Genomic DNA, 25,333 nt, shown 5'->3' with positions numbered 1-25,333 from the left:
CGCGCAGCACGTCGCCTAGGCTGCGCCAGCCGCAGCCCGCATCGTCTCCTGCAGGTGCCGCGCCAGGCCGGAGAGGAACAACCTGCCGGCCAGGGTGAGCGATCGACGCGAGGGATAGAGCGCGTAGAGGGTGACGGGAGGGGGAGACCACCCGGGCAGCGGCTGCACCAGCGTCCCCGCCGCGAGGTCGCGCTCGCAGACCGACAGCGGCAGGCGTGCCAGGCCCAACCCGGCCAGCGCTGCCTGGTGGATGACGGCGAGGCTGGAGGCCGAAAAGCGCGGGCAGACGTTCAATGTCGCGGGTTCCCCCCGCGCGCCCTCCAGCGGCCACTTCGCGGCGAAGCCATCCGCCGACCAGCCGATGCCCCACCTGCCCTCGAGGTCACGCGGATGGGAGACCTGCCCCAACGTGGCCGCCAGGCCGGGCGAAGAAACGAGGCAGAACTCCGCCGTGACCAGCTTCTGCCGCACCAGGTCGCAGTCGGCCAGGTGGTCCGCCTGTCCGGGGTGGATGCTCAGGTCGTGATGATCGATCCTGGGGTCGAAGGTACCGCTCGATGTCTCCAGGCAGACCTTCACATCGGGATTTGCCGTGCCGAAGCTGACCGCGAATGCGCCGACCAGGCGTTCCGTGATCAGTGCCGGGCAGGAGACCCGCAGCGCACCCGCGGGACGCTGGGTGCGCTCCTGCGCGATCGCATCGATCGCATCGACCTCGGCCTTGACGTTGAGGCCTCGCTCGTAGATGGCCCGCCCCGCGTCGGTTGCCGAAAAACGCCGTGAGCCGCGATTGAGGACTTCGACGCCCAGGCGCGTTTCCAGTTCGCTGATGCGCCGGCTCAGGCGCGATTTCGGAATGCCCGTCCTGCGGCTCGCCTCGGAGAAACCGCCGGCATCGATCACGGCGATCAGCAGCATCAGGTCGTCGACGGTTCCCACTTCGGCGCCCGGGCCGCGACTCAGCGAGCTCCGCCCTGCTCCGGCGCCCGGGCCTGGTGGGAGAAGCGCTTGACGCGGTGCGATCCATCGCAGAAGGGCTTCTTCTCCGAAAGCCCGCAGCGGCAGATGCTTACGACGGGCGCGGGGGGATAGGGTAACCCCGCGCCATCGAGGAGGACGGCGTCCCCGATGAGGACGAGGGGGCCATCGTCGATCAGGCGGGCCTGGGACTTCATCTCGCGGTCTCCGTGTACTTGCCGGCCGCGACCTCGGCCACGCGCATGCGTGGCGGGTCGTAGATCGTGAGGAAGCGCAGCGGCGCCCGGCCGACGTTGGCGATGCTGTGCACCACGCCGGCCGGAAGCTTGATCACCACGCCCGGTGCCGTCGCGACGCGTTCATCCCCCATGCGGACCTCGCCTTCGCCTTCCAGGAAGTAGAAGGCGTGGTTGTACGGGTCGATGTGCGTTTCCGAGCCGCCGCCCGCGTCGATCTGCACCAGGTCGACGCTGTAGGCGTCGGTGTACTCGGCCCCGATCAGGTTCAGCTGGAAGCGGAAACCGGCCGTTCCGTCACGCGACGAGGAGAGCCATTGGCGGTTGTCCGGCGTACTCATCAGATCTCGATGCATCACACGGTCCCTTCATGTTGACTGTCGGCGCAGGATAGCGGCAGGGGTCCCGACCGAACAGGCCGAAGAATGGAACGCGCCGTTCCATATTGGGGACCGCACGCACGTCCCGCCACCGCGTCAATCCAACCGCAGATCCGCCTTCTTGATCAGGTCCGACCACTTCCGGATCTCGCCTCGCACCATGGACTCGAACTGCGCCGGCGACGTGCCCATCGGCAGCAGCCCGAGGCCGGCCATGCGCCGGCGCACCTGTGGATCGTGCAAGGCGGCTGCGATGTCACGACTCAGCTGCTCCACCACCGGGCGCGGCGTGCCCGCGGGCGCCACGATGCCGAAGAAGCTTTCGACGCTCGCTCCCGGATACGACTCCGCCGCTGTCGCCAGCTGCGGAAGTTCCGGGTTCCGCTGCGGCGTCACGAGCGCGATCACCTTCAGCCTGCCCGCCTTCACCATCTCCTGGTGCGCGGACAGTGCGTCCACGATGATGTCCACGTTGCCTGCCAGCAGGTCCACCTGCGCCGGGCTGCTGCCCTTGTAGGCCACGTGCACGAGAGACGTGCCGGCGATGGTGTTGAGGAGTTCGCCGAACAGGTGGCCGGCGGTCCCGACGCCCGCGGTCGCGTAGGTCATGCGCCTGGCCTTGGCCTCGGCGACCAGCTGGCGCATGTCGTTCGCGGGAAAGTCGGAGCGCGCGAGGATCGCCTGGTGGACGACGGCCAACTGGGACACGAGCACGAAATCCTTCAAGGTGTCGTAAGGTAGCTCGCGGCGCGCGGCAGCATTGATCGCATGCGACGAGGTGACGAGACCCACCGTGTAGCCATCGGACGCTGCCTTGGCGACGGTGTTGGAACCGATCACCGTTCCGGCGCCCGGCTTGTTCTCCACCACCACCGGCTGCTTCCAGTTTTCCTGGAGCTTGGCGGCGAGGATGCGCATCAACGCGTCCGACGCGCCGCCCGGCGGGAAGGGGACGATCATGTGGACCTGCCGCGACGGGAACGCGGCCTGGCCGAACGAGGCGCCGGCGGCGAGCAGCCCCAGCACGAAGCAGATCAGGAAACGGGCGCGCATCGGGGGCCTCACCCGTCGTACCCGACGTCGCCGCCGTCGCGCAGCCAGATGCGCATGAGAAGGCGCTTGCGTTCCGGTTCCTCCGCATCGGTGAACCCGGTGCGGCGGTGGCATATCCCCAGGTTGTCGACGAACTGGATCTGCCCGCTTTCCATCGCGAACCCGAAGCTCAGCTCCCGACGCTGGAACACGCGCTTGAGCGCCGCGAGCGCGGCGGCACCGCGCTCGTCCATCGCTTCCCCGCGCATCGCATACCCGTTGACGATGGGAACCAGGCCGATGCGCGCCTTCAGGCGACCGTCGTAGGTGAAGACCGGTTCGTGGATCAGGGGGGCGTCACCCTCCGGATGCTCCTTCTGGCGGTCCGTCCAGAACGGCTCGTACAGGCGCGCCAGCAGGTCCTCGTCCTCCTGCAGCAGCCGATTGTGCGCGCTCGAGATGCTGAGGATGGAACTCTCGCCTCCGGCGAGCGCCGGCCGCACGCACAGCAGGCCGATGTAGTCAGGCTGCGTGCGGTTGTACGAATTGTCGTTGTGGAAGTTCTGTTCCATGTTGGTCTGGTCCGGCCGCACGCCCGACCCGGGAAGCGCCTTGCGTCCGGTGTCCTGCACCTTGTACATGCGCGCTCCCGCGCGGTTCTGCGCCACGGGACGGGCCAGCAGCGACGAGAGCAGCCAGTAAGCCGCGGTGAGCTCCTCCTGGCTGAACTCCTGCGCCGGAAGCCGGTCCAGGACCGCGAAGCCGGCGCCTTCGTCGAGCATGGCCTTGACCTTGCGCATGAGCGCGGCGCACTGCGCGAGCTCGAACATCGCGGGGTTCAGTTGCTCCAGCGCGATTGGCTTGCGCCGCAGGCGCCGGATCACGGCGCGGAGTTCGTCGAGCGCTTCGGGCGGGATCGTGTATCGCCATGCGACACGCGCGAGATCGCTGGCCTGCCACGCGCGGGAACTCGCGATCGGCGACCGGAGCATTCGCGGGCGAGCGGCTGAAGAATCCTGTTGCAGGAGCATGTCTTTCCTTCCGTTTCCACTACGTTGCACTGTGTGCGATTCAATCTAGCATCGGCACCTCGCACGCGTTAGTCCATGCCACGCAAACAAAACCAGTCCAATCCGCGCCCGCGCATCCCGGTGGATCCTGCTGCGCCCGGCCCGATCCGCAAGAGCGGAGGCCCGCTCTACATGCACGTGTACCGGCGGCTCGCGCAGATGATCGAGAACGGCGCGCTCCTGGAAGGCGCGCGCCTGCCGCCCTCGCGCTTCCTCGCGCGCCAGCTCGATGTCTCGCGCTGCACCGTCTCTTATGCGTACGACCTGCTCGCGGCCGACGGCTACACGATGGCGCAGGGACGCGCAGGTACCTTCGTGCGGCGAGCGGTCGCCCGCGGCACGCGGGGAACGGCGCAGAAGCTCGAGGCAACGCCTGCCAGATCGTCGTCGCACGTGCTACCCATGCTCGCGGTGGGCGTGCCGCCCATCGACCAGTTCCCGCGCAAGGTGTGGGTGAACCTCGTCAAGCGGCGCCTGGCCGGAATCGGGGTCGCCGACCTGCTGCCTCCGGATCCACAAGGCCATCCATTGCTGCGGCGCGCGCTGGCCAACCGCCTGGCCATCACGCGCGGGATCGCGTGCCATCCTGACCAGGTCTTCGTCACCTCCGGCATCGCGGGAGCGACGGCGTTGACGGCCGCCGCCCTGGTGGGCCGCGGTGATCCGGTCCTCGTGGAGGATCCGCTCGATCCGCGGTGCTTCGAGGCGCTCCGGGCCGCGGGCGCGCGACTGCAGGCCGTCGCCGTCGACGACAACGGAATGGACGTGCGCAGCGGACTGTCGCGCTGCCCCCGCCCGGCGCTCGCAGTGGTCACGCCGTGCTGCCAGTTCCCGATGGGCGTAGTGCTGTCCGCCGAGCGACGCGCGCTTCTCCTGGATGCCATCGGCGCGTGCCAGGGCCATGTGCTGGAGCACGACATCCAGGCGGACTACCGCTTCGCCGGCCCGTCGACCCGCAGCCTGGCCAGCGAAACGGGGCTGCGCTGCGTCATCTACGCCCTGCACCTGTCGGAGCTGGTGTTTCCGGCCCTGGGCGTCAGCTGCGTCGCGGTGCCCATGCACCTGGTGGAGCGCTTCCGCGCGGCCTGCGAGCGCCTGCCGTTCCACGCGAGCCCTGCGGAGCAGGCCGCCCTGGTGGACCTGGTTCGCCGGGGACACATCCTGCGCTACTTCTCGGCGGCTTTCGAGGCGAGCGCGCGCCGCCGCCTCGCACTCGTCCAGGCCTTTTCGGAGCTGGGCAAGCGTGTGTACGTTCCGGACGCCGGGCTCCACATCGTGGCCGCCCTCGACCGGCGATTGGACGCCCACGCGCAAGGCGAACTGCGCGAACACGGCATCGCCGCGCTTCCGCTGGAGCGGTACTCGCTGTCCGGGCGCTGCGCGCCCGCGCTGCTGGCCGGCTTCGCCACGCTGCCGGAGGAGCGGGCACGCGCCGCGGTGCGCGCGCTCTCGCAACTGGTCATCCTGTCCTCCGAACGCTAGGCGCCCGCGGCGCCGGCTCTGGCGGCCATGTGTTCGCCTAGCCGCCGCGCACCTGTCGTCGCGGCGGCCGGTGCACGGTGGTCGCCCCGATCGATCGGGCCGCCTCCATGACCTGCGGCGCGAGCTCGCGGCGCGCCTGTTCCAGCGAGCGGCGGCTCGACGGCGCCGAGGCACTCACCGCGCCGAGCACCTCTCCCCCGGGCCCCAGGATGGGCGCGCTGATGGTGATGTCGCCCTGGTAGAACTCGCCGTCGGTCCAGGCGAAGCCTTCGTCGCGCGCCTGCCGGACGCGGGCGAGGATGTCGTCGACACGGGTGAGGGTCGTCGGCGTATAGGCCTCCAGCTTGCTCGCCTGCAAGATGTCGCGCACCTCCTGCTCGGGCAGGCGCGACATGACGGCGCGGCCGGCCGCCATGCAGTACATCGGCAACCGCGTGCCCAGCGGCATGTTCACGAACATCTCGCGATGCGTCGCGAAGCGGGCGACGTAGACCATTTCCAGCCCGTCGCGTTCGGCCAGGGTGGACGTCTCCTCGCAGGCGCGCGTCAGCGCATGCAGGTAGGGCGTCGCCGCGTTCACCAGCGCGCTCGTCTGCAGGTAACGCAATCCCACCTCCAGCGACCGCGGGGCGAGCGAGTACTCCTTGGTCACCGGATCCTTGCGCAGGTAGCCGATGGTGGAAAGCGTGTGCGCGAAGCGCTGGGCGGCGCTCTTGGTCATGCCGCTCGCCGCAGCCAGTTCGGCCAGGTTCATGGAGGGCTTGCCTTCCCAGAACGCCGTGAGGATGGTCAACCCCCTGGCGAAGGAGGCGACGAACAGGCGCGATTCGTCGGGTGGCGTCTTCGCGGTCACCGGCATGGCCTGGTTCAAGCCGCCGCCGCGGCGGGCGCGATCTGGCCGAGGAAGGCGCGCGCCCTCGCGCTGCGAGGCGCATCGAAGAAGGCAGCGGGGTGGGCGGTCTCGACGATGCGCCCGGCATCCATGAACACGACGCGATCGGCCACCTGGCGGGCGAACGCCATTTCGTGCGTCACGCACACCATGGTCATCCCGTCGCGTGCGAGCCGGACCATGACGTCCAGGACCTCGTTGACCATTTCCGGATCCAGGGCGGATGTCGGCTCGTCGAACAGCAGGATGTCGGGCCGCATGCACAGACCTCGGGCGATCGCCGCGCGCTGCTTCTGGCCGCCCGACAGCTGGCCAGGGTACTTGTGCGCATGCGAGTCCATCCGGACGCGCTCGAGGTAGGTCATGGCGGCGGCCTGCGCTTCGCGGCGGGGCGTCTTGCGCACGGCGGTCGGGGCGAGGGTGCAGTTCTCCAGCACGGTCAGGTGGGGAAAGAGGTTGAAGTTCTGGAACACCATGCCGACACCGGCCGGGATCTGCTCCCGCCCGGCCTCGATCGTCACACCGTTGACTGTAATGCGTCCCTGCTGGTGCGGCTCCAGCCCGTTCATGACGCGGATCAGCGTCGACTTGCCCGATCCGGACGGGCCGCAGAGGATGACCTTCTCGCCCCAATCCACGGTGAGGCGGATGTCCTCCAGCACCTTGAAGCGGCCGAACCACTTGGACACGCCCTCGAGGCTGATGGCGTGCGCATGCTTCGCTGCGGATGCATGAAGGTCGCTCATGCGGCGATCCCGACGGTGGCTTCCCCGCGCGGAGTGCCCCAGTACCCCGGCACGGCGAGCCGGCGCTCGCCGGCGCGGAACGCCGCGGAGATCGCGCTGCACAGGCAGAAGTAGATCGCACCCACGAGACCGTACACCAGCATGGACCGGAAGGTGGCGCCCGCCAGCATCTCGCCGGCACGCATCAGTTCGTACACGCTGATGACGGCCACCAGCGAGGTCTCCTTCAGCAGCACGGTGGCGTAGTTGCCGAGCGCAGGGAAGATCGTCCTGAGGGCCTGCGGCAGGATCACCATGCGCAGGCGCTGGACCTTCTTGAGGCCCAGCACCTTCGCGGCATCGTGCTGGCCCGTGTCGACCGACTGCAGCCCCGCGCGGAACAGTTCCGCCAGGTAGGCGGCCAGGTTGAGCGTCAGGCCGATGACGCCTGCCGCGAAGCCGGGGAGCACGATGCCGATCTCCGGCATGCCGTAGTAGATGAAGAACAGCTGCACGAGCAGCGGCGTGCCGCGGATCACCTCGATGTAGGCGATCGCGCCGCGGCGCAGCACGGGATGGCTCGCCATCCGGCACAGGCACACGAGCAGCCCGAGCATCACGGCGAGCAGCGCCGTCGCCAGGAACAGTGCGACGGTCGCCACCGCGCCCTGGAGCATGGGCGCGAGATAGGTGCGCAGCGTTTCCAAGTCCATCAACTTCCCTCCGCCAGGGCCGCCCCGCTCACGGCCGGGCGAAGCCGGCCAGGCCCCACTTCTTCAGGATCGCGTCGATCTCGCCCGATTTGCGCATCCGCGCGAGCGCGTCATCCACGGCAGCGAGCAGCTTCGGGTTGTTCTTCTGCACCGCCACGCCCACGTCGAAGGGCTTCTGCGGGCGGTAGGCCGGGTCGAGCTTGACCCCGGTGACCACCTTGGCGCGGATCTGGTAGGCGATGCCGGGCGGGTCGACGATGCCCAGGTCGATGCGGCCCACGCGCACGTCGGTCAGCAGGGTCGGGTAGTCCTGGTAGGTGACGATCTCCGTCCCGGGCAGCGCCTTGAGCATCTTGAATTGCACGCTGTCGATGAGGGCGCCCACGCGGGCGCCCTTCAGGTCCTCGAATTTCGCATAGCTCTTCTTCGCGTGCTCCGGCACGACGATGCCCTCGCCCCAGCCGTAGATCGGCGTGCTGAAGTCCACCACCTTGGAACGCTCCTCGGTGATGAAGAGGGGCGCGGACACCATGTCCGCCCGCCCGGACGTCAGCGAGGGGATGAGCCCCGAGAACGGAACGTCGGTCAGCTTCACCTCCACGCCCAGGCGCTTGCCGATGCCCTGCGCGATTTCGACCATCACGCCCTGGAGCGTGTGCGATGCGGGCTCCATGAAGCCGTGCGGGATGCTCGCCGCGGTGGTCACGACGCGCAGCTCCTTCGTGGCCAGGACTTCGTCGAAGGGACGCGCGTGCGCCGCGGCCGCGGCCTGGACGGCGAGGATTGCGACGGCGAGCGTGCGCCGGATCGTTCCGGGTTTCATGATGTCTCCTGTGTCAGTCTTCGATGGGCCGGGCCGGCGCGGGCCGGCCCGGACGTGAATGCACCGCGTGCGCGGCGAGGTGGCAGAACTCGTGGATGAGGGTCGCGGCCAGGAAGGCCGTCGTGCCGGCGGGGTCGTGCGGCGGCGACACCGTGTTGATGTCGAAGGCGACGAAGTTCAGTCCCTGCAGCGAACGCACGAGCGCCAGGCCCTCGCGCGCGCCGAGTCCTCCCCATTCCGGGATGCAGACGCCGGGAGCGCAGGAAGGATCGAAGACATCGACGTCGAGGCACAGGTACACGGGCCTGTCGCCGATCGCGGCCTTCACTTCGGCGAGCGGATCGGCGGCGGCCATATCGATGGCATCGAAGGGCATCACGCGGTAACCGAGGCCGCGCGCGAACTCGATCGCGCCGGCCATGGAAGCCTGGCCGCGCACGCCGACGTGGGCGCTGCGTCGCACGTCCACGAGCCCTTCCTCGGCGGCGCGGGTGAAGGTCGTGGCGGAGTTCATCCCTTCCAGGTCGTAGCTGTCGGTATGCGCATCCAGGTGCAGCACCACGAGGTTCTCGTGGTGCGCGGCCGCCGCCCGCAGCTGCGGCAACGTCACGGCGCCGTCCCCGCCGATGCCGATGGGAATGGCGCCCAGCCCGTGCACGGCCTCGAACGCGGACTGGATCCGCGGGAAGGCGGTGGCCACGTCCCCGGACGGGCAGTTCACGTTTCCGGCGTCGGTCAGCCGCAGGTAGTCCGTGACGCTGGGCGAGACCGGCCCCGGCACCACGTCGTACCGGCGCAGCAGCCTTGACTGGTGGCGGATCGCGTCGGGTGCAAGGCGCGCGCCGACCCGCGTTTCATGGGTGCCGCAGTCGAACGGGACGCCGACGACCGTGGCCAGGGCGGGCTGCTCGCGCTCGGACGGGACGGCCATGTAGCTCGCCCCGGGTGGGGACCAGAAGGAATCGGAATTCACCTTAAGATCTCTATGCGATATCTATATATCTCATAGCGCCGATATTAGAACGCCCTACGATCTCTAGTCAACAATTCGCGCGGCAGTCTTTGGCCTATCCACTCAGGTCCGAGCCGCTCCCGAGTACTTCACCGCCGCCTCCCACGTCTTGAGTTCGCCCCGGATGGCCTGGGCGAAATCGGCGCCGTCCAGGTAGCTCGCGTCGAAACCGGCATCCGCCAACTGCTTCACCACCACCGGATTCGCGGTCGCCGCGCGGACGGCCTTGCGCAACTGTTCCAGCACCGCCGCGGGTGTGCCGGACGGCGCGCTGAATCCGAGGAAGGTGCCGCGGGGGATGCCGGGGTAGCCCAGCTCGGACAACGTGGGGACATCGGGCAGCGATGCCGAACGGCGCTCGCCGGTCTGCGCCAGCGGCACGAGCCGGCCTGCGCGGATGAAAGCCTGTGACGGACCGATGGCATCCACCCCGAATTCCACCTCGCCTCCCGCCACGGCCGTCAGGGCCGCGGGGCTGCCGTGGAAAGGCACGTGCACCACGAACAGGCCGGCCCGCGCCTTGAGGATCTCGAAGCAGAGATGGGGCGTGGTGCCCCGGCCGGGCGAAGCGAAGTTCAGCTTGCCGGGCTGCGCGCGCAGCCGCGCCACCAGGGCCTGGAAGCTGTCCACGCCGGTCCGGGGGCTCGCGTAGATCACGTTCTGGCCCACCGCGAACTGCGCCACGGGATCGAAGTCCCGGGCGCCGTCGAAAGGCAGCCGAGGATAGAGGAAGGGCGCGATGCCGACGTTGGACGATGTGGCCAGGAGGAGGTTGTACCCGTCCGGCTCCTGCCGCGCGACCTGCGCCGCCGCGATCGTGGCCGACGCTCCGGCCTTGTTCATGACCACCATCGGCTTGATACCTGCATCGGCCATCGCCTGCGTGACGATCCGCGTAGCGACGTCGAGCGCGCCGCCGCCGGGAAATCCGACCCAGACTTGCACCGGGCGCGCGGGGTAGTCCGCGCCTGCCCGGGCGGACGGTGCGATCGCGGTGCCCGCCACGGCGCCGGCAACGGCCTTTTCCAGGAACGACCTTCTTGTCTGCATGGGAGCTGCTTCCTTTCTCAAGAGTGACGGTGCGCCGCATCCGCGGCGACGAAGAACGGGCTGGTCCAGGCCAGCTGGCCGTTCATCTGGCGCACGCGCAGGTACGCATATGAACGCAGGTCGCGCGATGCCAGCGTCGTCGCGATCGCGAGGCGATGATCCGAGGCGGCGACGGCGCGATGCAGCTGGAAGCTCTCCGCCCCGTACGGGCCCGCATGGAAATTGGCCGAGCCGCGCATCAACTCGCCCAGCGTGGCGGATGCCTGCAGCGCGGCGGGACGCTGGAGCGCGAGCTCGATGCGGGTCTCGGGGGTGCCGACCACCTGCAGCACGACGGCGTGGGTCGCGACGTCGTGGAACGCGCCGCGGCGGGAGGTGTGGGACTGGATGTCCACACGGTCGGCGTCACGCAGCGTGATCCGGTGCCGCCGGTCCTCGTCGAAGGGACCGCCGCCCAAGCACTTGTCCATGCGCAGCACATCGCCGCCCTGGACCGACACCGCCTGCTGCCAGTCGCAGATGCGGTCCAGGGCCAGCTCGCCCCAGGGCCCCCAGCCCCATTCGTAGCGCAGCAAGACCGGCTCCTCGAGGCCGCCCGACGGCTTCGAAGGCCAGAAGCGTTCGTACACCTCGCCATCGACGACGAGCTCGACCACCTCGATCTCGTCGAGGGCGTCGATCTCCGCAGCGAAGGCGTACTCCGCCGCCGCGGGCACGTCGGAGCCCATCGGCTGCCCGTTCAGGCTCGCCTCCACGCGGATGCGGTCGCCCGTGAGCGCGTAGGTGCGCCGGCTGCGGATCGCCGCGAGGATGCCCTCGCGCGAGAGGACGTCGGCATGCACGCCCATGAGGCCTTCGCCCCATGCGCCGGGGAAGCCCGCGTGGTTGTCGGTCGATGCCACGAAACCGAACTTGCGTCCCGCACCCAGCGCGGCCCGCACCGTGTTGCCCGTCTGCCGGCCTCCGGGCGAGCCGCGCACCATCGGGTGCGGGCCGCGATCGTGCTCGGACAGGCCGTGGAAGGAGAAGATCTCCACCACCGGCGTGCACACCGGATCGAACACGTCCCAGTTCACGCCGCGGCGGCCCTTCGGGTAGGCCAGGTGGTGCGGGATCATCAGCGCGCCCTCCTCCAGGCAGAACGCGCGCAGCTGGTCGACGTGGTTCGTGTACTTGATGGGGCGGAAGTCGCGCGGGAAGATCACGCACTGGTCGCCGAAGCGGTTCGAGTGCCACTCGAAGCCCAGGAAGGCGGCGAAGGAGCCGTCCGCGTTCGCCTCGGCGATCCTTTCCTGCACGCGCGGCCAGGTCTCCGTGAGGCGCTTGAAGCCTTCGATGAAGTGGCGGTGCCGGCCGCCCTCGATCTCCTCCAGGTCGTGCCAGCTCGAATGGCCGGTGAATGCGAAGAAGTCGAGGTGCTCGCGCGCGATCGCGATGCTGCGCTCGATGCTGCCCCGGCCGTAGCCGTGCGCGTTGTGGTTGTGGATGTCGCCGAAAAGGATCATGGATGGACTGCCTCGAATGGGCCCAGTCTGGGCGGCGGCATCGGATAAGTAAAATTGAAAATCCGACTGGCAGGATCAATTCGCTTGATGCGGACCGCGTCCGCGGGAGCACCGCATGCCCACGCTTCGCCAGCTCAAGGCGCTCAGCCTCATCGCCCACACCGGCAGCTTCACGAAGGCGGCCGAACGCCTGTTCGTCACGCAGTCGGCGGTGAGCGCGCTGATCCGGGAACTCGAGGCGGAGGTCGGCACGCCGCTGATCGTGCGCGGACGTTCGCTGCGGCTGACCGAGGCGGGCGAGCACGTCCAGCGTGCCGGCGCCCGGGCGCAGCAGGAGGTGGACCGCGCGCTGCAGGAAGTCCGCGGCACGGGCAAGTGGACCGAGCGGGTGCTGCGTGTGGCCGCGGGATCGCTCTCGGCGGCCACCCTGATGCCGGCGGCGCTGGCCCACCTGAGGAAGCAGGAAAGCGGCCTGCGCGTGGTGTTGATCGACCGGCCGGTGGGCATGGTCGGTGACCTGCTTCTTTCGGGCGAGGCCGACGTGGCGGTGGGTTCCATCGATTCGCCGCTGCGCCTGTCGGCGGAGCTGCGCTCGGAACTGCTCCTGAGCGACACGCTCTGCGTGGTGGCGTCCGCGCAGGGCCCACTCGCCAGGAGCGCCAAGCGGCGGCGCACCGGCTGGGCCGACCTGGAGCAGAGCGAGCTGGTGCTCGTCGGCCGCGTCGGCGGCCAGTGGAACTCGCTGCTGCAGGACCAGCTCGCGGTGCACCCGGGACTGCGCGTCGGCCACGAGGTGCAACTGCTGTCCACTGCGCTGGAACTCGTGCGCCACGACCTGGGTGTGGCCGTCCTGCCCCGCTTCGCGACGCGCCAGCTCGACGCGAAGTCCTTCTGGGTGGCGGACCTCCATTCGCCGGGCGCCAAGTGGAGCACCTACTGGGTCACGCGCAAGGGGCCGGCGGGCCGCGACGCGGGCGCCAGGCTGCTGTTCGACGCGCTCGCGGCCACGGTGCAGGCCAAGCCGCGCCGGGCGTGAGCCGGCACGCCGCGCGGCTCGCATGGCGGATCAGGGGCAGAGTTCGTGCGCGCGCGCGCCCTTCAGGCGCTTGCCGGCCACGGCGCACTGCACCGCGGCGCGATAGAAAGGCTCCCAGCCGGTCCAGCCCGCGTGCCGCAACCTGGGGCCGTAGGGCACCAGGTTCGACGCATGGGCGCGGCCGCCGAGTTGCAGGTAGGTCGTCGCGGGGAACTGGGGCACCACCTTGCCGATCGAGGCTGCGTGCCTGGACGTGAGCAGGAAGACCAGCGCATAGCGCTCCAGCCCAAGCGATCCGAGCACGAAGCGGGCGTTCGCGTCCGGATCGACGCCGGTGGACAGGTGGTCGAAGGTCCGCACGCAGGCTGCGGCGCCGAGTTGCTGCGCCACGCGCCGCACCGCGGCACGGTGCGCAGGCAGGTCGCTGGGCGCGCCCTCGAACACGAACGCGACCTTCGGGACCGCGCCGCCGGCGCAGGGCGCGGCGGCCGCGGGCACGCCGGCGCCGTGCGCCGGCGGCAGCACGGCCGCCAGCGCCGCCAGCAAGGCGGCGCGCCTCATGCGGCCCGGGTCCCGGCGTCGTACACCACCTTGCCGTCCACGATGGTCTGCAGCGGACGGATCTCCTTGATCTGCGCCTCGGGCACGGTGAGGTAGTCGGCGGAGAGCACCACCATGTCGGCGAACTTGCCCGGCTCGATCGAGCCCTTCTTGTGTTCCTCGAACGTGTAGTAGGGCCCGGCGTTGGTGTAGAGGCGCAGCGCCTGCTCGCGCGTGAGCGCCTGGTCGGCGCCGTACACGTGGCCGCGCGGGTCCTTGCGCGTGACCATGACGTACAGGCCGACGAAGGGATTGAGGATGTTCACCTCGTTGTCCGTGCCGGCGGCCGCCGCGCCGTAGCCGAGCGTGTCCAGCAGCAGCTTCGAAGGAATGGCGCGGTTGGCGAGCTTGGCGCCCATGAAGCGCTCCACCGTCGCGGCCTTGTCCCACATGAAGATGTTCTGGAAGTCCACGCGCACGTCGAGCCGCTTGGCGCGCACCACCTGGTCGGGCGCGATCAGGCTGCCGTGGATGATGATGAAGCGCTTGCCGTGGATGGAGCGGTCCTTGTCGGCGCCCTCGTAGGCGTCCAGCACCAGGTCCACGGCGGCATCACCCACCGCGTGCGTGCCGACGCGCCAGCCGTGGCGGTTGGCGAGGATGACGCTCTTCTTGTACTCGTTGGGGTCCAGCGCCAGCGTGCCGTGGTTGTGCGGGTCGTCGGCGTAGGCGTCGCGGATGTAGGCGGACTTGAGCGTCATGCCGCCGTCCGAGACCAGCTTGATGCCCGCGGTGCGCACCCAGTCGTTGCCGGTGTTGTCCTTGAAGCGCGCCTGCCGCAGCGCCTGCTCGAACTCCGCCGCCGTGCCGGCGCGCGGCCGCCACATGACGCCGGAGCGCACCGTCGACTGCTTGCGTCGGGCGACCTCGAAGTACACGCGGATCTGGTCTTCGGCGAGGCCGCCGATCACCGTGCTGGTGATGCCCGAGCGGTTGTAGATCCGCTGGGCCGCGATGTTCTGCGCGATCATTTCCTCGAAGGTCTTCGGGGGGATCTTGCGCGTCACGAGGTCGATGGCGGTCTCTTCCAGCAGGCCCGTCGCCTCGCCGCTCGCGTCGCGGTAGATCTTGCCGCCCACCGGGTCGCGCGTCGCGCGCGTGATGCCGGCCAGTTCCAGCGCCTTCGTGTTGGCCATCGCGAAGTGGCCCACGGTCTGCACGTACAGGGGGTTGTTCGGCGCCACGGCGTCGAGTTCCTGGCGCGTCAGGTAGCGCTGCTCGCGCAGCTGCGAAGGCGGGTGCCAGCGGCTCGTCTGCACCCAGGCGCCGGCGGGCACCTGCTTGGCCTTGATGAAGTCGGCGATGATCGCCTGCGCCTCGGCCACCGTCTTCGCCCGGATCACCTGCGCCGTGGTTTCGGCCGTGCCGGCGCCATCCATGTGCGTGTGGCTGTCCATCAGGCCCGGGATCACCGTCTTGCCGGCCAGGTCGACGCGCAGGGTCGCGGGACCGGCGAGCTTGAGGATGTCTTCGTTGGAGCCCACGGCCATGAAGCGGCCGTCGCGCATGGCCACCGCCTGGGCGATGGTGAAGTTGCGATCGGCCGTGACGATCTTGCCGTTGGTGTAGACCGCATCCGCCGCGGTCTCCGGGCCGCTGGCGCACGATGCGAGCGCCAGGGTCCCGGCCGAAGCCGCCGCCGATTTCAGGAAGAGGCGCCGCCCTGCGTCGGCGCGCTCGCACGATTGTTCTTGCATCCTCGTCTCCAGGTTCCGCGGCCGGGATGGCCGGGCGGGCGGATTCTCGCATCTGCATTCAATCGAATGCAATGTAGCGCGGGCAAGGGCTTCCAATGTAGACGTTTTTGGCTATTTTCGCCGGAAAATCACGTGGATTGCATGCAACACAATCGTCACACGGCGCGGTGTGCGACCAGCCGGATCCCCGGCATCACGCTTTCGGCGATCTCCGGCCGCTCCAGCGCGTACTCGAGATTCATGCGGGCGATCTCCACGTGCTCCTCGCCGAGCGCCTGCGCGCGGTAGCCCTGGCCCCGCTCGATCGCCTGCACGAGCGCATGGTGCGTGCGGTGCGCGTGCTTCATCCACTCCTGCCCCTCCTCCATGGAGGACTGCATCGGGAGCATCGAACTCGGCGAGGCGAAGGGCTGGCTGTCCAGGAGCTCCATGATCCGCTTCACCGCGCTGTTCTTGCAGCCCTCGATCACGAGGGCGTGGAAGCGGTCGTTCATCTCGACGTACGCGGCGTAGTCGTCCAGGGTCATCGACGGCTTGTTGACGACGCGGTCGCCGTCGTCCAGGCATTCCTGCAGGCTGCGCAGCAACTGGCGGGGCGCGCCGTCCTCGGCAATCAGCCGGGCGGCGAAGCCCTCGATGAGGCCGCGCACGCGGATCGCATCCGAGATCTCCTGGGAGGTGAAGCGCCGCATCTGGTAACCACCCGCGGGAGAAGCCTCGATCAGCCCCTCGTGCTCGAGCGAGGCCAGGGCCAGCTTGACCGGCGTACGGGAGGCACCCAGCTTCTCCGCGAGCGGGATCTCCGCGAGCCGCTCGCCGGGCTTGAACTCGCCCTTGAGGATCATGTCGCGCAGCTGGACGAGGACGCGGGACTGTTGCGAATCCATGGTGCTTGCTTTCGAAAACCAGGCGTTGAATGCCCGAGGCCTTGAACTTTAGTGCAAGAGGGGTCTGGGTGTCGAGAATTGCATGCAACAAGCTGGATCCGCCCGAATTCTCCACTCCATTGCAGCAGGAATTCTAACCTTTAAGAACTAATTTAGTGGGCGCACCTTCGCTGAAATAGGTGTTTACCCTTATTTCAATTGCCGTCTTCATTGACCAAACTGGACGCCATTGCATGCAATCGCGTGCAGACAGAGGCCAAGAACGATGATCAGCGCTGAGCGTAACCACTTCATGACTCGGGTTTCCCGAGGCACTCCCGCGGGCACCTTGCTGCGCCGCTACTGGCAACCGGTCGCCCTCGCGGACGAACTGGCCGGCCCCCGTCCGGTGAAGGCAGTCCAGCTGATGGGCGAGCACTTCGTCCTGTTCCGGGACCAGGACGGCCGGCTGGGCATGCTGGACCGCGACTGCCCCCACCGCGGTGCCGACCTGGCATTCGGCCGCCTCGAGGACGGCGGCCTGCGCTGCCCCTTCCACGGCTGGCTGTTCGACGTCAAGGGCAACTGCATGCAGACACCGGCCGAGCCGGAGGGCAGCAAGCTGTGCACGCGCATCAAGCAGGGCGCGTACCCCGTCGTCGAGCGGGCCGGGACCATCTTCGCGTACGTCGGCGAAGGCGAGCCGCCGGCCTTCCCCGAGTTCGACTGCTTCGTCGCGCCCGACAGCCACGTGTTCGCCTTCAAGGGCCTGTTCGAGTGCAACTGGCTGCAAGCCCTGGAAGTGGGCATGGACCCCGCGCATGCCTCCTACCTGCACCGCTTCTTCGAGGACGAGGACACCTCCGCGAGCTACGGCAAGCAGTTCCGCGGCGCCTCGGCCGACTCCGACATGCCCATCACCCGGGTGCTGCGCGAATTCGAGCGGCCCGAGATCAGCGTGGAACCCACCGACTACGGCCTGCGCCTGACGGCGCTGCGCCAGCTTTCCGGCGAGTCCACGCACGTGCGCGTGACCAACGTGGTGTTCCCCCAGGCCTTCGTGATCCCCATGAGCGCCGAGATGACGATCTCGCAGTGGCACGTGCCCGTGGACGACACGCACTGCTACTGGTACGCGATCTTCACCAGCTTCACCGCGCCCGTGGACAAGGAGCAGATGCGCGAGCAGCGCCTGAAGCTCTACGAGCTGCCCGACTACACCTCGCGCCGCAACAAGCGCAACAACTACGGCTTCGACGTGCAGGAGCAGCTGTCCGCCACCTACACGGGCATGGGCGACGACATCAACGTGCACGACCAGTGGGCCGTGGAGTCGCAGGGCCCCATCCAGGACCGCACCCGCGAGCACCTCGGCACCACGGACAAGGGCATCATCGCCTTCCGCAAGATGCTGGTGGAGGCGATCGAGGCCAGCCTCGCCGGCCGTCCCGCGCCCATGCTCATCGACGCCTCGCAGGCGTCCGCCTTCAGCGGCCCGCCCTCGATCGACGGCATCGGCGAGACGGCGGACCCGCACGGCTACTGGCGGCGCGCCGACCTGGACCGGCGCCAGAAATCCGACTGGGCCTCCGCGCGCCTGGCCGCCACCGCCACCGCCTGACCCGCCCATGGACTCGTTCGTGGACCGCCACGGCCTGTGGCAGGAGGACCAGTCGCGCCAGGCCGCGGAGATCGTGCAGCGGCTGGGACAGGGCGACATCGACGTCGTCCGCTTCGCCTGGGCCGACCAGCACGGCCTGCTGCGGGGCAAGACGCTGGTCGCCGGCGAAGCCAGGGGAGCGCTGCGCGATGGCGTGAACCTCACCTCCACCCTGCTGGCCAAGGACACCTCGCACCGCTCGGTCTTCCCGGTCTTCAGCCGGCAGGGCGGCTTCCCGCTGGAGGGATTCCAGGGCGGCGCCGACTTCACGATCGTCGCCGACCCGTCCACCTTCAAGGTGCTGCCGTGGGCACCGCGCACCGGCTGGATCCTGTGCGACGCCTACATGCCCGACGGGCGCCCGTGCCCCTACGCGACGCGGCAGATCCTGCAGCGCGCCGTGCGCCGCCTGGGCGAGCGCAAGCTGGACTTCGTCGCGGGGCTGGAAGTGGAGTTCCACGTCTTCCGCCTCGCCGATCCCTGCCTCGCGCTCGAACATTCGGGCAACCCGGGCCGGCCGCCCGAGGTCGAACTGCTGTCGCACGGCCACCAGTACCTGACCGAGCTGCGCTACGACCGCGTCGATGCGGTGATGGAGCTGCTGCGCAGCCAGCTGCTCGCGCTCGGCCTGCCCCTGCGCTCGCTGGAGGTGGAGTTCGGGCCCAGCCAGTTCGAGCTGACCTTCGGCCCCACCGTCGGCGTGCTGCCGGCGGACACGATGGTGCTGCTGCGCAGCGCGATCAAGCAGATCTGCCAGCGTGCCGGCTACCACGCCACCTTCATGTGCCGCCCGCGCATCCCCAACGTGATGTCCAGCGGCTGGCACCTGCACCAGTCGCTGGTCCACCACGCCGACCGAAGCAACGCCTTCATCCCCGCCGGACCGGGCGACCCGCTCAGCGAACTCGGCATGCATTACCTGGCGGGGCTGAAGGAGCACGCCTGCGGCGCCGCCGTGTTCGCCAGCCCCTCCATCAACGGCTACCGCCGCTACCGGCCCAACTCGCTCGCGCCCGACCGCGCCGCGTGGGCGCGCGACAACCGCGGCGCCATGCTGCGCGTGCTGGGCGGGCCGGGCCAGGCCGCGACGCGCATCGAGAACCGCGTCGGCGAACCCACGGCAAATCCCTACCTGTACCTCGCCTCGCAGATCTTCTCGGGGCTGGACGGCATCGCGCGGCGGCTCGACCCGGGCCCGTCGGCGGACACGCCCTACGAGACACCGGCCGCGCCGCTGCCGCGCTCCCTCGGGGACGCGCTGCGCTGCCTGCAGGACGACGCGCACCTGGTGGAGCAGTTCGGCAAGGGCTTCACGGACTACTACTGCCACATCAAGCAGGCCGAGATCGACCGCTTCAACCTCGAAGTCAGCGAGTGGGAGCACCGCGAGTACTTCGACACCTTCTGACGCCATGCCCACCATCCACTACATCCATCCGGACGGCCGCCGGTCCACCGTCGAAGCCAAGGCCGGCACGAGCGTCATGGAAGCCGCCATCCGCAACAACGTGCACGGCATCGAGGCCGAGTGCGGCGGCAGCTGCTCCTGCGCGACCTGCCACGTGTACGTCGAGCCGGCCTTCTTCGACCGGCTTCCCGCGGCGGACGAGATGGAAGCGGAACTGCTCGAGGGCGTCGCGGCCGAACGCGAGCCGACCAGCCGCCTCGGCTGCCAGATCGCCATGACGGCGGAACTCGACGGGCTCACCGTGCGCATCCCCGAGAGGCAGTCGTGAGCGGCGGACCGCTGGTCATCGTCGGCGCCTCCTATGCCGGGCTGCAGGTCGCGGCGAGCGCGCGGGAGTTCGGCTTCGCGGAGCCGATCTACCTGGTCGGCGACGAGGCGCACGCGCCCTACCAGCGTCCCCCCCTGTCCAAGGGCCTGCTGACCGGCAAGACGACGGAAGACCAGCTGGCCCTGCGGTCGCCCGCCTTCTTCGCCGAGCAGCGCATCGAGCTGCTCACGGGCACGCGCGTGACGTCCGTGGAGCCCGGCGCCCGCCGCGTCCTGCTGGCCGGCGGAAAGGCGCTGGACTATGGCTGGCTCACTTTGGCCACCGGTGCTTCCTGCCGGCCCCTGGCGCTGCCCGGTGCCGAGCTGGGGGGCATCTTCAACCTCCGCACGCTCGATGATGCGCGAGCGGTGGCGGCGGCGGCCGAAGCCGCGGAGCGCGTCTGCGTCATCGGCGGCGGCTACATCGGCCTGGAGGTCGCCGCGGCGCTGCGCGGCCGCGGCAAGGCGGTGACGGTGCTGGAGAACGCGCCGCGCGTCCTCGGCCGCAGCATGCCCGAGGTCATGTCTGCCTACGTGCAGCGTGCGCATCGCGAGCGCGGCGTGGACCTGCGCACCGGCCAGCCGCTGCGCGCGCTGCTGGGATCCGGGGGCCGCGTCGCCGCCGTGGAATTGACCGACGGCACCCGGCTCGCCTGCGACATGGTGGTGCTGGGCATCGGCGTGCTGCCGAATGCGGCACTCGCTGCCGAAGCCGGCATCGCCGTGTCCAACGGCATTGACGTCGATCCGCATGGCCGCACGTCCGCGGACAGCGTCCTCGCCGCCGGCGACGTCGCCTGCATGCAGTTGCCGCCCTGGCCGGGCGCCCCGGCGCGCATGCGGCTCGAGTCCATCCAGGCGGCGAACGACGGCGCCAAGGCCGCGGCGGCCACCCTCGTCGGGCGGCTGCAGCCCTGCACCGCCGTGCCCTGGTTCTGGAGCGACCAGTTCGAGCTGAAGTTCCAGATGGCGGGCCTGGCCCTGCCGGGCGACGAGGTCGTCGTGCGCGGCGACATGGACACCGACAGGTTCAGCGTCGGCTACCTGCGCGGCGGCACGCTGGCCGCCATGCATTCCGTCAACCGGCCGGCGGAGCACATGCTGGCCCGCAAGCTGATCGCCTCGCGCGCGCGCCTGAGCCCGGCGCAGTTGCGCGACGCGAGTTTCGACCTCAAGCAGGCCCTGGAACCGGCAGCCGCCGGCGCCGCGGCCTGAGCCTTGCGGATCCCGCCACCCACCAGAACGGAGCAACCATGAAAACCACGAAAAGAGCCGTGCTCGCCGCGTTCGCCGGCCTCGGCATCGCCTGCCTCGCCACCGGCGCCGCCGCGCAGGACAAGCCGCTGCGCATCGGCCTGATCGCCACCTACTCCGGCCCCTATGCCGACTACGGCCGCCAGTTCGATGCGGGCGTCGCGCTCTACCTGAAGGAGCACGGCGGCAAGCTCGGCGGCCGCAGCGTGGAGATCATCAAGAAGGACACGGCCGGCCCGGCGCCCAACGTGGCCAAGCGCATCGCGCAGGAGCTCGTCGTGCGCGACAAGGTCGACGTGCTCACCGGCCTCGACTTCAGCCCCAACGCGCTCGCGGTGGGCGCCGTGGCGACCCAGGCCAAGGTGCCGACGATCGTCATGAACGCAGCCGCCTCGCAGATCACGACCAGCTCGCCCTATGTCGCGCGCGTCGCGTTCACGGTGCAGCAGGTGTCCGATCCGATGGCGCGCTGGATGCTCAGGAACGGCATCAAGGAGGCATACACCGTCGTGGCCGACTACGCGCCCGGCATCGACGCCGAGACCTCCTTCACCAAGGCCTTCACCGAAGGCGGCGGCAAGATCACCGGCGGCGTGCGCACGCCCATGAACAACCCGGACTTCTCGGCCTACGTCCAGCGCATCAAGGATGCCAAGCCGCAGGCCGTGTTCTTCTTCTTCCCCTCGGGCGTCATGCCGCCCGCCTTCCTGAAGGTGTGGAAGGAGCGCGGCATGGAGCAGGCCGGCATCAAGCTGTTCGCCACCGGCGAAGCCACGGACGACAGCTTCCTCGAGGCCACGGGCGACGTGGCGCTGGGCCTGGTGACCAGCCACCACTATTCCTACGCGCATCCCTCGGCCAAGAACCGGAAGTTCGTGCAGGACTTCGCGGCGGCTTACGGAAAGTCCCTGCGGCCGAACTACTTCGCCGTGACGGCGTACGACGCGCTCGCGGCGATCGACCTGGCGCTCGCGAAGACGCACGGCGACGCGTCCGGCGAGAAGCTGATGGCGGCGCTCAAGGGCCTGAGCTTCGAGAGCCCGCGCGGGCCGATCGAGATCGACCCGGTGACGCGCGACATCGTGCAGACCGTCTACATCCGCCGCACCGAGCGCGTCAAGGGCGAGCTCGTGAACGTGGAGTTCGACAAGTTCGAGCGGGTCAAGGACCCGGCCAAGGAAGCGAAGTAACCGGGGGACGGCCCGGGCGCAGCAGGCCCGGGCCGGCGGCAAAGGCATGGGAATCGTCCTTTTCGACGGAGTGGCCTACGGCATGCTCCTGTTCCTCATCGGGGTGGGCCTGTCCATCACGATGGGGCTGATGAACTTCGTCAACCTGGCGCACGGCAGCTTCGCCATGGTCGGCGGCTACGCGGCGAGCACGCTGATGGGCCGCTACGGCGCGGGCTTCGCCGCCTCCCTGGTGGCGGCCTTCGTGGTGGCCGCGGTGCTGGGAGCGCTGCTGGAATGGGCGGTGTTCCGCCGGCTCTACCGCGCCCACCCGCTGGACCAGGTGCTGCTGTCGATCGGTTTCGTGTTCGTCTCCATCGCCGCCTTCACCTACTTCTTCGGTCCTTCCATGCAGGCCTTCCAGCTGCCCGCGGCGCTCGAAGGGCGGGTGGCGCTCGGCGGCTTCGAGGTCGGCCGCTACCGGCTGTTCCTGGTCCTCATGGGGCTTGCGGTGCTGGCGGCGCTGCTGCTCGCGCTGGGCCGCACCCGCTTCGGCGCCATGGTGCGCGCTTCCGTGGACAACCAGCGCGTGGCGGCCGGCACCGGCATCCACGTGCAGCGGCTGTTCCTGCTCACCTTCGCCCTCGGCTGCGGCCTGGCGGGCCTGGGCGGCGCCCTCAGCCTGGGCATGCTGGGACTGGAGCCCTCGTTCCCGCTGAAGTACATGGTGTACTTCCTGATCGTGGTGTGCGTCGGCGGCGCCGGCACCGTGCTGGGCCCCTTCCTCGCCGCGCTGATCGTGGGCGTGGTGGACGTGGCCGGCAAGTACTACCTGCCCGAATCGGGCGCCTTCCTCATCTACCTGGTGATGATCGTGATGCTGCTGCTGCGGCCCCACGGCATCGTCGCGCGAAAGGGGCTGGCATGACCCGCGTCCTCCTGTCCCCCCGCGGGCAGCAAGTGGCCGAGGCGGCCTTCTGGATCGTGCTGGCGAGCAGCTACTTCTGGCTGCCGGACCAGCGCGCGCTGATGAGCCAGATCCTGATCTTCGGCCTGTTCGCGGTCACGCTGGACCTGGCCATGGGCTACGCGGGCATCCTGACGCTGGGCCATGCCGCCTTCTTCGGCGCGGGCGCCTATGCCGCCGGCCTGTTCGCCAAGCATGCGTGGAACGAGCCCTTCACCGGCCTCGCCGTCGCCCTGCTCGTGTGCGCGGCACTCGGGTACGTTGCGAGCCGGCTGGTGGTCCGCGGCGCCGACCTCACCCGCCTCATGATCACGATCGCCATGTGCGTGCTGCTGGCGGAACTGGCCAACCGGCTGTCGTCCATCACCGGCGGCACCGACGGCCTGCAGGGCATCACCATCGCGCCGGTGCTGGGCCGCTTCGACTTCGACCTGTACGGCAAGACCGCCTTCGTCTATGCGTACGCCATGGTGCTGCTGCTGTTCCTCGCGCTGCGCCGCGTGGTGCATTCACCGTTCGGGCTGGGCCTGCGCGGCATCCACGACAACAGCAAGCGCATGCTCGCGATCGGCTCCCCGGTCGAAAGCCGGCTGCGCCTGGCATACACCCTGTCGGCCGCGGTCGCCGGCGCGGCCGGCGCCCTGCTCGCGCAGACCACCCAGTTCGTGGGCATCGAATCGATCGGCTTCTCGCGCTCGGCGGAAATCCTGATCGTGCTGGTGCTGGGCGGCACCGGCCGGCTGTATGGCGGCATGGTCGGCGCGCTCGTGTACATGCTGGCGCACGACGCCTTCGCGGACCTGAACCCGCAGTACTGGATGTTCTGGCTCGGGCTCTTCCTCATCGCCGCGGCGCTGTTCGGCCGCGGCGGCATCCTCGGCCTGCTGGCGCGCTTCGTGCGGACGCGGGGCGAGGCATGAGCACGGTCCTGCAAACCTCGGGCCTGGGGATCTCCTTCGGCGGCTTCCGGGCCGTGAGCGACGTGAACCTGCGCCTGGAACCCGGCGCGCGGCAGGCGCTGATCGGCCCGAACGGCGCGGGCAAGACCACGCTGATCAACCTGCTCACCGGCGTGCTGCGGCCCACCCAGGGCAGCATCCACCTGGGCGGCCAGGATCTCACGCACGTGAGCCCCGACCGGCGCGCCCGCCTGGGCCTGAGCCGCACCTTCCAGATCAACACCTTGTTCCCCCGCATGACGCCGCTGGAATCGGTGGTGGCCGCCGTGAGCGAACGCGAGGGCAGGGGCGGCGTCTGGTGGCGCTCGCTGCGCTCGCACGGCCACCTCTTCGACGAGGCGGCCGCGATCCTGCGGCGGCTGCGCCTGCTGGCGCTCGCCCACACGCGCGTCGGCGAACTGCCCTACGGCAAGCAGCGCCTGTTGGAGATCGCCATGGCGATGGCGGCGCGCCCCCGGATCCTGCTGCTGGACGAACCGGCCGCCGGCGTTCCCGAGGACGAGAGCGGCGAGCTGTTCGAGGTGATCGCCGAACTGCCCGCCGACATCAGCATCCTCTTCATCGAACACGACATGGACCTGGTCTTCCGCTTCGCCCGCCGCATCTCCGTGCTCGTCTCCGGGCAGTTGCTGACCGAAGGCACGCCGCAGGAGATCGCGGCCGACCCGCTGGTGCGGCAGGTCTACCTCGGCCGCCACGCGGAGGGCCTCCATGCCTGAGGCGCTCTGCTTCGACGAGGTGAGCGCGGGTTACGGCGAGGCCGTCGTCCTGCACCGCCTGGGCTTCAGCCTGGCGCAGGGCGAGAGCCTGGCCATCCTGGGACGCAACGGCGTCGGCAAGACGACCCTGCTGGAAACGCTGATGGGCAACACCCGCGTGATGCGCGGCGCCATCCGCTGGCAGGGCCGCGACATCACCGCCTGGCGCCCGCACCGGCGGGTGCGCGCCGGTCTCGGCTGGGTGCCCCAGGAACGCGAGGTGTTCCCTTCGCTCACGGTGGAGGAGAACCTCACCGTCGTCGCGCGGCCCGGTCCATGGACGCTGCAGCGCGTCTACGGCATGTTCCCGCGCCTGGAAGAACGCCGCCGCAACTTCGGCAACCAGCTCTCCGGCGGCGAGCAGCAGATGCTCGCCATCGGCCGCGCGCTCATGACCAACCCGGCGCTGCTGCTGCTGGACGAGCCGATGGAAGGCCTGGCGCCGCTGATCGTCGAGGAGCTCACGCGTTCGATCCGCAAGCTCTGCGAGCAGGAAGGCCTGCCCTCCATCGTGGTCGAACAGCACCCCGTGCTGGCGCTGGAGATGACGCACCGCGCGATCGTGCTGGAACGCGGCACGGTGGTCCATTCCGGCAGCAGCGCCGCGCTGGCCGGCGACGCCGCGCTGCTGCACGGCCTGCTCGGCGTGGGGCTCGGCGGCGGGGCCGCCGCGGAAGCGCTGGCCGCATGAACTC

Annotated in this window: 26 protein-coding genes; 11 read left to right on the top strand and 15 right to left on the bottom strand. The window is 69.6% G+C overall.

The features are described 5' to 3' along the window. Positions 1-15: 15 nt before the first annotated feature. From ACY0MJ_RS10300 to ACY0MJ_RS10280, 5 genes are all read right to left on the bottom strand, one after another. Positions 16-939: a LysR substrate-binding domain-containing protein gene (locus ACY0MJ_RS10300; protein WP_462638326.1), complete on the bottom strand. Its 924-nt coding sequence runs from the start codon at positions 937-939 to the stop codon at positions 16-18. A gap of 20 nt (positions 940-959) precedes the next feature. Next, the gene (locus ACY0MJ_RS10295) at positions 960-1,175 is read right to left on the bottom strand and encodes a CDGSH iron-sulfur domain-containing protein (RefSeq protein ID WP_462638325.1); all 216 of its coding nucleotides are present in this window, start codon (positions 1,173-1,175) and stop codon (positions 960-962) included. Beyond that, positions 1,172-1,555 carry a cupin domain-containing protein gene (locus tag ACY0MJ_RS10290; RefSeq protein ID WP_462638324.1) on the bottom strand — a complete coding sequence of 128 codons (384 nt, stop codon included), beginning with the start codon at positions 1,553-1,555 and terminating at the stop codon, positions 1,172-1,174. The genes ACY0MJ_RS10295 and ACY0MJ_RS10290 overlap by 4 nt, the downstream gene beginning before the upstream one ends. Positions 1,556-1,690: 135 nt before the next feature. Continuing rightward, positions 1,691-2,647: a Bug family tripartite tricarboxylate transporter substrate binding protein gene (locus tag ACY0MJ_RS10285; protein WP_462638323.1), complete on the bottom strand. Its 957-nt coding sequence runs from the start codon at positions 2,645-2,647 to the stop codon at positions 1,691-1,693. Between the two features lie 8 nt (positions 2,648-2,655). Continuing rightward, positions 2,656-3,618 (bottom strand): TauD/TfdA family dioxygenase, encoded by a 963-nt coding sequence (locus ACY0MJ_RS10280; protein WP_462638322.1) that lies wholly within the window; start codon positions 3,616-3,618, stop codon positions 2,656-2,658. A 114-nt stretch (positions 3,619-3,732) separates the two neighbouring features. Here ACY0MJ_RS10280 and ACY0MJ_RS10275 point away from each other — a divergent pair, with 114 nt between their 5' ends. Further along, the gene (locus ACY0MJ_RS10275) at positions 3,733-5,178 is read left to right on the top strand and encodes an aminotransferase-like domain-containing protein (RefSeq protein ID WP_462638321.1); all 1,446 of its coding nucleotides are present in this window, start codon (positions 3,733-3,735) and stop codon (positions 5,176-5,178) included. Between the two features lie 37 nt (positions 5,179-5,215). Here ACY0MJ_RS10275 and ACY0MJ_RS10270 read toward each other — a convergent pair whose 3' ends face one another. The 7 genes from ACY0MJ_RS10270 to ACY0MJ_RS10240 form a co-directional block, all read right to left on the bottom strand. After that, positions 5,216-6,049, bottom strand: coding sequence for an IclR family transcriptional regulator (locus tag ACY0MJ_RS10270; RefSeq protein ID WP_462638320.1), 834 nt, complete (start codon positions 6,047-6,049; stop codon positions 5,216-5,218). Next, positions 6,046-6,816: an amino acid ABC transporter ATP-binding protein gene (locus tag ACY0MJ_RS10265; protein WP_462638319.1), complete on the bottom strand. Its 771-nt coding sequence runs from the start codon at positions 6,814-6,816 to the stop codon at positions 6,046-6,048. Before ACY0MJ_RS10265 ends, ACY0MJ_RS10270 begins: the two co-directional genes overlap by 4 nt. Continuing rightward, positions 6,813-7,508, bottom strand: a complete 696-nt coding sequence (locus tag ACY0MJ_RS10260) for an amino acid ABC transporter permease (protein ID WP_462638318.1) — start codon at positions 7,506-7,508, stop codon at positions 6,813-6,815. The genes ACY0MJ_RS10265 and ACY0MJ_RS10260 overlap by 4 nt, the downstream gene beginning before the upstream one ends. A 28-nt stretch (positions 7,509-7,536) precedes the next feature. Then, entirely contained in the window at positions 7,537-8,331 is a 795-nt protein-coding gene (locus tag ACY0MJ_RS10255; protein ID WP_462638317.1) for an ABC transporter substrate-binding protein, read from the bottom strand. A 13-nt stretch (positions 8,332-8,344) separates the two neighbouring features. Further along, positions 8,345-9,262 carry an arginase family protein gene (locus ACY0MJ_RS10250; RefSeq protein ID WP_462638316.1) on the bottom strand — a complete coding sequence of 306 codons (918 nt, stop codon included), beginning with the start codon at positions 9,260-9,262 and terminating at the stop codon, positions 8,345-8,347. A gap of 144 nt (positions 9,263-9,406) precedes the next feature. Then, entirely contained in the window at positions 9,407-10,393 is a 987-nt protein-coding gene (locus ACY0MJ_RS10245; RefSeq protein ID WP_462638315.1) for a Bug family tripartite tricarboxylate transporter substrate binding protein, read from the bottom strand. A 17-nt stretch (positions 10,394-10,410) separates the two neighbouring features. After that, entirely contained in the window at positions 10,411-11,898 is a 1,488-nt protein-coding gene (locus ACY0MJ_RS10240; RefSeq protein WP_462638314.1) for a PHP domain-containing protein, read from the bottom strand. A gap of 115 nt (positions 11,899-12,013) precedes the next feature. On the opposite strand from ACY0MJ_RS10240, the gene ACY0MJ_RS10235 reads away from it, so the two are divergent. Continuing rightward, positions 12,014-12,934 carry a LysR family transcriptional regulator gene (locus ACY0MJ_RS10235; RefSeq protein WP_462638313.1) on the top strand — a complete coding sequence of 307 codons (921 nt, stop codon included), beginning with the start codon at positions 12,014-12,016 and terminating at the stop codon, positions 12,932-12,934. Positions 12,935-12,964: 30 nt separating this feature from the next. Here ACY0MJ_RS10235 and ACY0MJ_RS10230 read toward each other — a convergent pair whose 3' ends face one another. From ACY0MJ_RS10230 to ACY0MJ_RS10220, 3 genes are all read right to left on the bottom strand, one after another. After that, a complete protein-coding gene (locus ACY0MJ_RS10230) occupies positions 12,965-13,495 on the bottom strand; it encodes a type 1 periplasmic-binding domain-containing protein (RefSeq protein ID WP_462638312.1) in 531 nt (176 codons plus the stop codon). Next, complete coding sequence (locus ACY0MJ_RS10225) at positions 13,492-15,231, bottom strand: amidohydrolase (RefSeq protein ID WP_462638311.1); 1,740 nt, start codon at positions 15,229-15,231, stop codon at positions 13,492-13,494. The genes ACY0MJ_RS10230 and ACY0MJ_RS10225 overlap by 4 nt, the downstream gene beginning before the upstream one ends. A 155-nt stretch (positions 15,232-15,386) precedes the next feature. Next, complete coding sequence (locus ACY0MJ_RS10220) at positions 15,387-16,118, bottom strand: GntR family transcriptional regulator (protein WP_462638310.1); 732 nt, start codon at positions 16,116-16,118, stop codon at positions 15,387-15,389. Between the two features lie 265 nt (positions 16,119-16,383). Here ACY0MJ_RS10220 and ACY0MJ_RS10215 point away from each other — a divergent pair, with 265 nt between their 5' ends. Genes ACY0MJ_RS10215 through ACY0MJ_RS10175 form a run of 9 tightly spaced genes read left to right on the top strand, consistent with a single transcriptional unit; the run spans position 16,384 to position 25,329 of the window. Continuing rightward, entirely contained in the window at positions 16,384-17,718 is a 1,335-nt protein-coding gene (locus ACY0MJ_RS10215) for an aromatic ring-hydroxylating dioxygenase subunit alpha (RefSeq protein ID WP_462638309.1), read from the top strand. A 7-nt stretch (positions 17,719-17,725) separates the two neighbouring features. After that, the gene (locus ACY0MJ_RS10210) at positions 17,726-19,165 is read left to right on the top strand and encodes a glutamine synthetase family protein (protein WP_462638308.1); all 1,440 of its coding nucleotides are present in this window, start codon (positions 17,726-17,728) and stop codon (positions 19,163-19,165) included. Positions 19,166-19,169: 4 nt separating this feature from the next. Then, positions 19,170-19,493, top strand: a complete 324-nt coding sequence (locus tag ACY0MJ_RS10205; protein WP_462638307.1) for a 2Fe-2S iron-sulfur cluster-binding protein — start codon at positions 19,170-19,172, stop codon at positions 19,491-19,493. Beyond that, positions 19,490-20,746, top strand: a complete 1,257-nt coding sequence (locus tag ACY0MJ_RS10200; RefSeq protein WP_462638306.1) for an NAD(P)/FAD-dependent oxidoreductase — start codon at positions 19,490-19,492, stop codon at positions 20,744-20,746. Before ACY0MJ_RS10205 ends, ACY0MJ_RS10200 begins: the two co-directional genes overlap by 4 nt. 38 nt (positions 20,747-20,784) lie before the next feature. Then, a complete protein-coding gene (locus ACY0MJ_RS10195) occupies positions 20,785-21,975 on the top strand; it encodes an ABC transporter substrate-binding protein (RefSeq protein ID WP_462638305.1) in 1,191 nt (396 codons plus the stop codon). Positions 21,976-22,021: 46 nt separating this feature from the next. Next, the gene (locus ACY0MJ_RS10190) at positions 22,022-22,882 is read left to right on the top strand and encodes a branched-chain amino acid ABC transporter permease (protein WP_462638304.1); all 861 of its coding nucleotides are present in this window, start codon (positions 22,022-22,024) and stop codon (positions 22,880-22,882) included. Next, positions 22,879-23,841: a branched-chain amino acid ABC transporter permease gene (locus tag ACY0MJ_RS10185; protein ID WP_462638303.1), complete on the top strand. Its 963-nt coding sequence runs from the start codon at positions 22,879-22,881 to the stop codon at positions 23,839-23,841. Before ACY0MJ_RS10190 ends, ACY0MJ_RS10185 begins: the two co-directional genes overlap by 4 nt. Then, positions 23,838-24,599, top strand: a complete 762-nt coding sequence (locus tag ACY0MJ_RS10180; protein WP_462638302.1) for an ABC transporter ATP-binding protein — start codon at positions 23,838-23,840, stop codon at positions 24,597-24,599. The genes ACY0MJ_RS10185 and ACY0MJ_RS10180 overlap by 4 nt, the downstream gene beginning before the upstream one ends. Further along, positions 24,592-25,329, top strand: coding sequence for an ABC transporter ATP-binding protein (locus tag ACY0MJ_RS10175; RefSeq protein ID WP_462638301.1), 738 nt, complete (start codon positions 24,592-24,594; stop codon positions 25,327-25,329). The genes ACY0MJ_RS10180 and ACY0MJ_RS10175 overlap by 8 nt, the downstream gene beginning before the upstream one ends. The last annotated feature ends 4 nt before the right edge of the window (positions 25,330-25,333 follow it).

This window comes from Ramlibacter sp. bp-362, from assembly GCF_054956735.1.
Note: the sequence above shows the minus strand (reverse complement) of the source record. Positions and strands in the feature narration are given on the sequence as shown.

Excerpts from the sequence above, each read along its gene's own strand:
- ACY0MJ_RS10220 (WP_462638310.1), bottom strand. The coding sequence starts at position 16,118 with ATGGATTCGCAACAGTCCCGCGTCCTCGTCCAGCTGCGCGACATGATC.
- ACY0MJ_RS10290 (WP_462638324.1), bottom strand. The coding sequence starts at position 1,555 with ATGAGTACGCCGGACAACCGCCAATGGCTCTCCTCGTCGCGTGACGGA.
- ACY0MJ_RS10190 (WP_462638304.1), top strand. The coding sequence starts at position 22,022 with ATGGGAATCGTCCTTTTCGACGGAGTGGCCTACGGCATGCTCCTGTTC.
- ACY0MJ_RS10235 (WP_462638313.1), top strand. The coding sequence starts at position 12,014 with ATGCCCACGCTTCGCCAGCTCAAGGCGCTCAGCCTCATCGCCCACACC.
- ACY0MJ_RS10280 (WP_462638322.1), bottom strand. The coding sequence starts at position 3,618 with ATGCTCCGGTCGCCGATCGCGAGTTCCCGCGCGTGGCAGGCCAGCGAT.
- ACY0MJ_RS10205 (WP_462638307.1), top strand. The coding sequence starts at position 19,170 with ATGCCCACCATCCACTACATCCATCCGGACGGCCGCCGGTCCACCGTC.
- ACY0MJ_RS10210 (WP_462638308.1), top strand. The coding sequence starts at position 17,726 with ATGGACTCGTTCGTGGACCGCCACGGCCTGTGGCAGGAGGACCAGTCG.
- ACY0MJ_RS10285 (WP_462638323.1), bottom strand. The coding sequence starts at position 2,647 with ATGCGCGCCCGTTTCCTGATCTGCTTCGTGCTGGGGCTGCTCGCCGCC.
- ACY0MJ_RS10225 (WP_462638311.1), bottom strand. The coding sequence starts at position 15,231 with ATGCAAGAACAATCGTGCGAGCGCGCCGACGCAGGGCGGCGCCTCTTC.
- ACY0MJ_RS10185 (WP_462638303.1), top strand. The coding sequence starts at position 22,879 with ATGACCCGCGTCCTCCTGTCCCCCCGCGGGCAGCAAGTGGCCGAGGCG.
- ACY0MJ_RS10275 (WP_462638321.1), top strand. The coding sequence starts at position 3,733 with ATGCCACGCAAACAAAACCAGTCCAATCCGCGCCCGCGCATCCCGGTG.
- ACY0MJ_RS10265 (WP_462638319.1), bottom strand. The coding sequence starts at position 6,816 with ATGAGCGACCTTCATGCATCCGCAGCGAAGCATGCGCACGCCATCAGC.
- ACY0MJ_RS10175 (WP_462638301.1), top strand. The coding sequence starts at position 24,592 with ATGCCTGAGGCGCTCTGCTTCGACGAGGTGAGCGCGGGTTACGGCGAG.
- ACY0MJ_RS10295 (WP_462638325.1), bottom strand. The coding sequence starts at position 1,175 with ATGAAGTCCCAGGCCCGCCTGATCGACGATGGCCCCCTCGTCCTCATC.
- ACY0MJ_RS10240 (WP_462638314.1), bottom strand. The coding sequence starts at position 11,898 with ATGATCCTTTTCGGCGACATCCACAACCACAACGCGCACGGCTACGGC.
- ACY0MJ_RS10215 (WP_462638309.1), top strand. The coding sequence starts at position 16,384 with ATGATCAGCGCTGAGCGTAACCACTTCATGACTCGGGTTTCCCGAGGC.
- ACY0MJ_RS10245 (WP_462638315.1), bottom strand. The coding sequence starts at position 10,393 with ATGCAGACAAGAAGGTCGTTCCTGGAAAAGGCCGTTGCCGGCGCCGTG.
- ACY0MJ_RS10255 (WP_462638317.1), bottom strand. The coding sequence starts at position 8,331 with ATGAAACCCGGAACGATCCGGCGCACGCTCGCCGTCGCAATCCTCGCC.
- ACY0MJ_RS10180 (WP_462638302.1), top strand. The coding sequence starts at position 23,838 with ATGAGCACGGTCCTGCAAACCTCGGGCCTGGGGATCTCCTTCGGCGGC.
- ACY0MJ_RS10250 (WP_462638316.1), bottom strand. The coding sequence starts at position 9,262 with ATGGCCGTCCCGTCCGAGCGCGAGCAGCCCGCCCTGGCCACGGTCGTC.
- ACY0MJ_RS10260 (WP_462638318.1), bottom strand. The coding sequence starts at position 7,508 with ATGGACTTGGAAACGCTGCGCACCTATCTCGCGCCCATGCTCCAGGGC.
- ACY0MJ_RS10230 (WP_462638312.1), bottom strand. The coding sequence starts at position 13,495 with ATGAGGCGCGCCGCCTTGCTGGCGGCGCTGGCGGCCGTGCTGCCGCCG.
- ACY0MJ_RS10195 (WP_462638305.1), top strand. The coding sequence starts at position 20,785 with ATGAAAACCACGAAAAGAGCCGTGCTCGCCGCGTTCGCCGGCCTCGGC.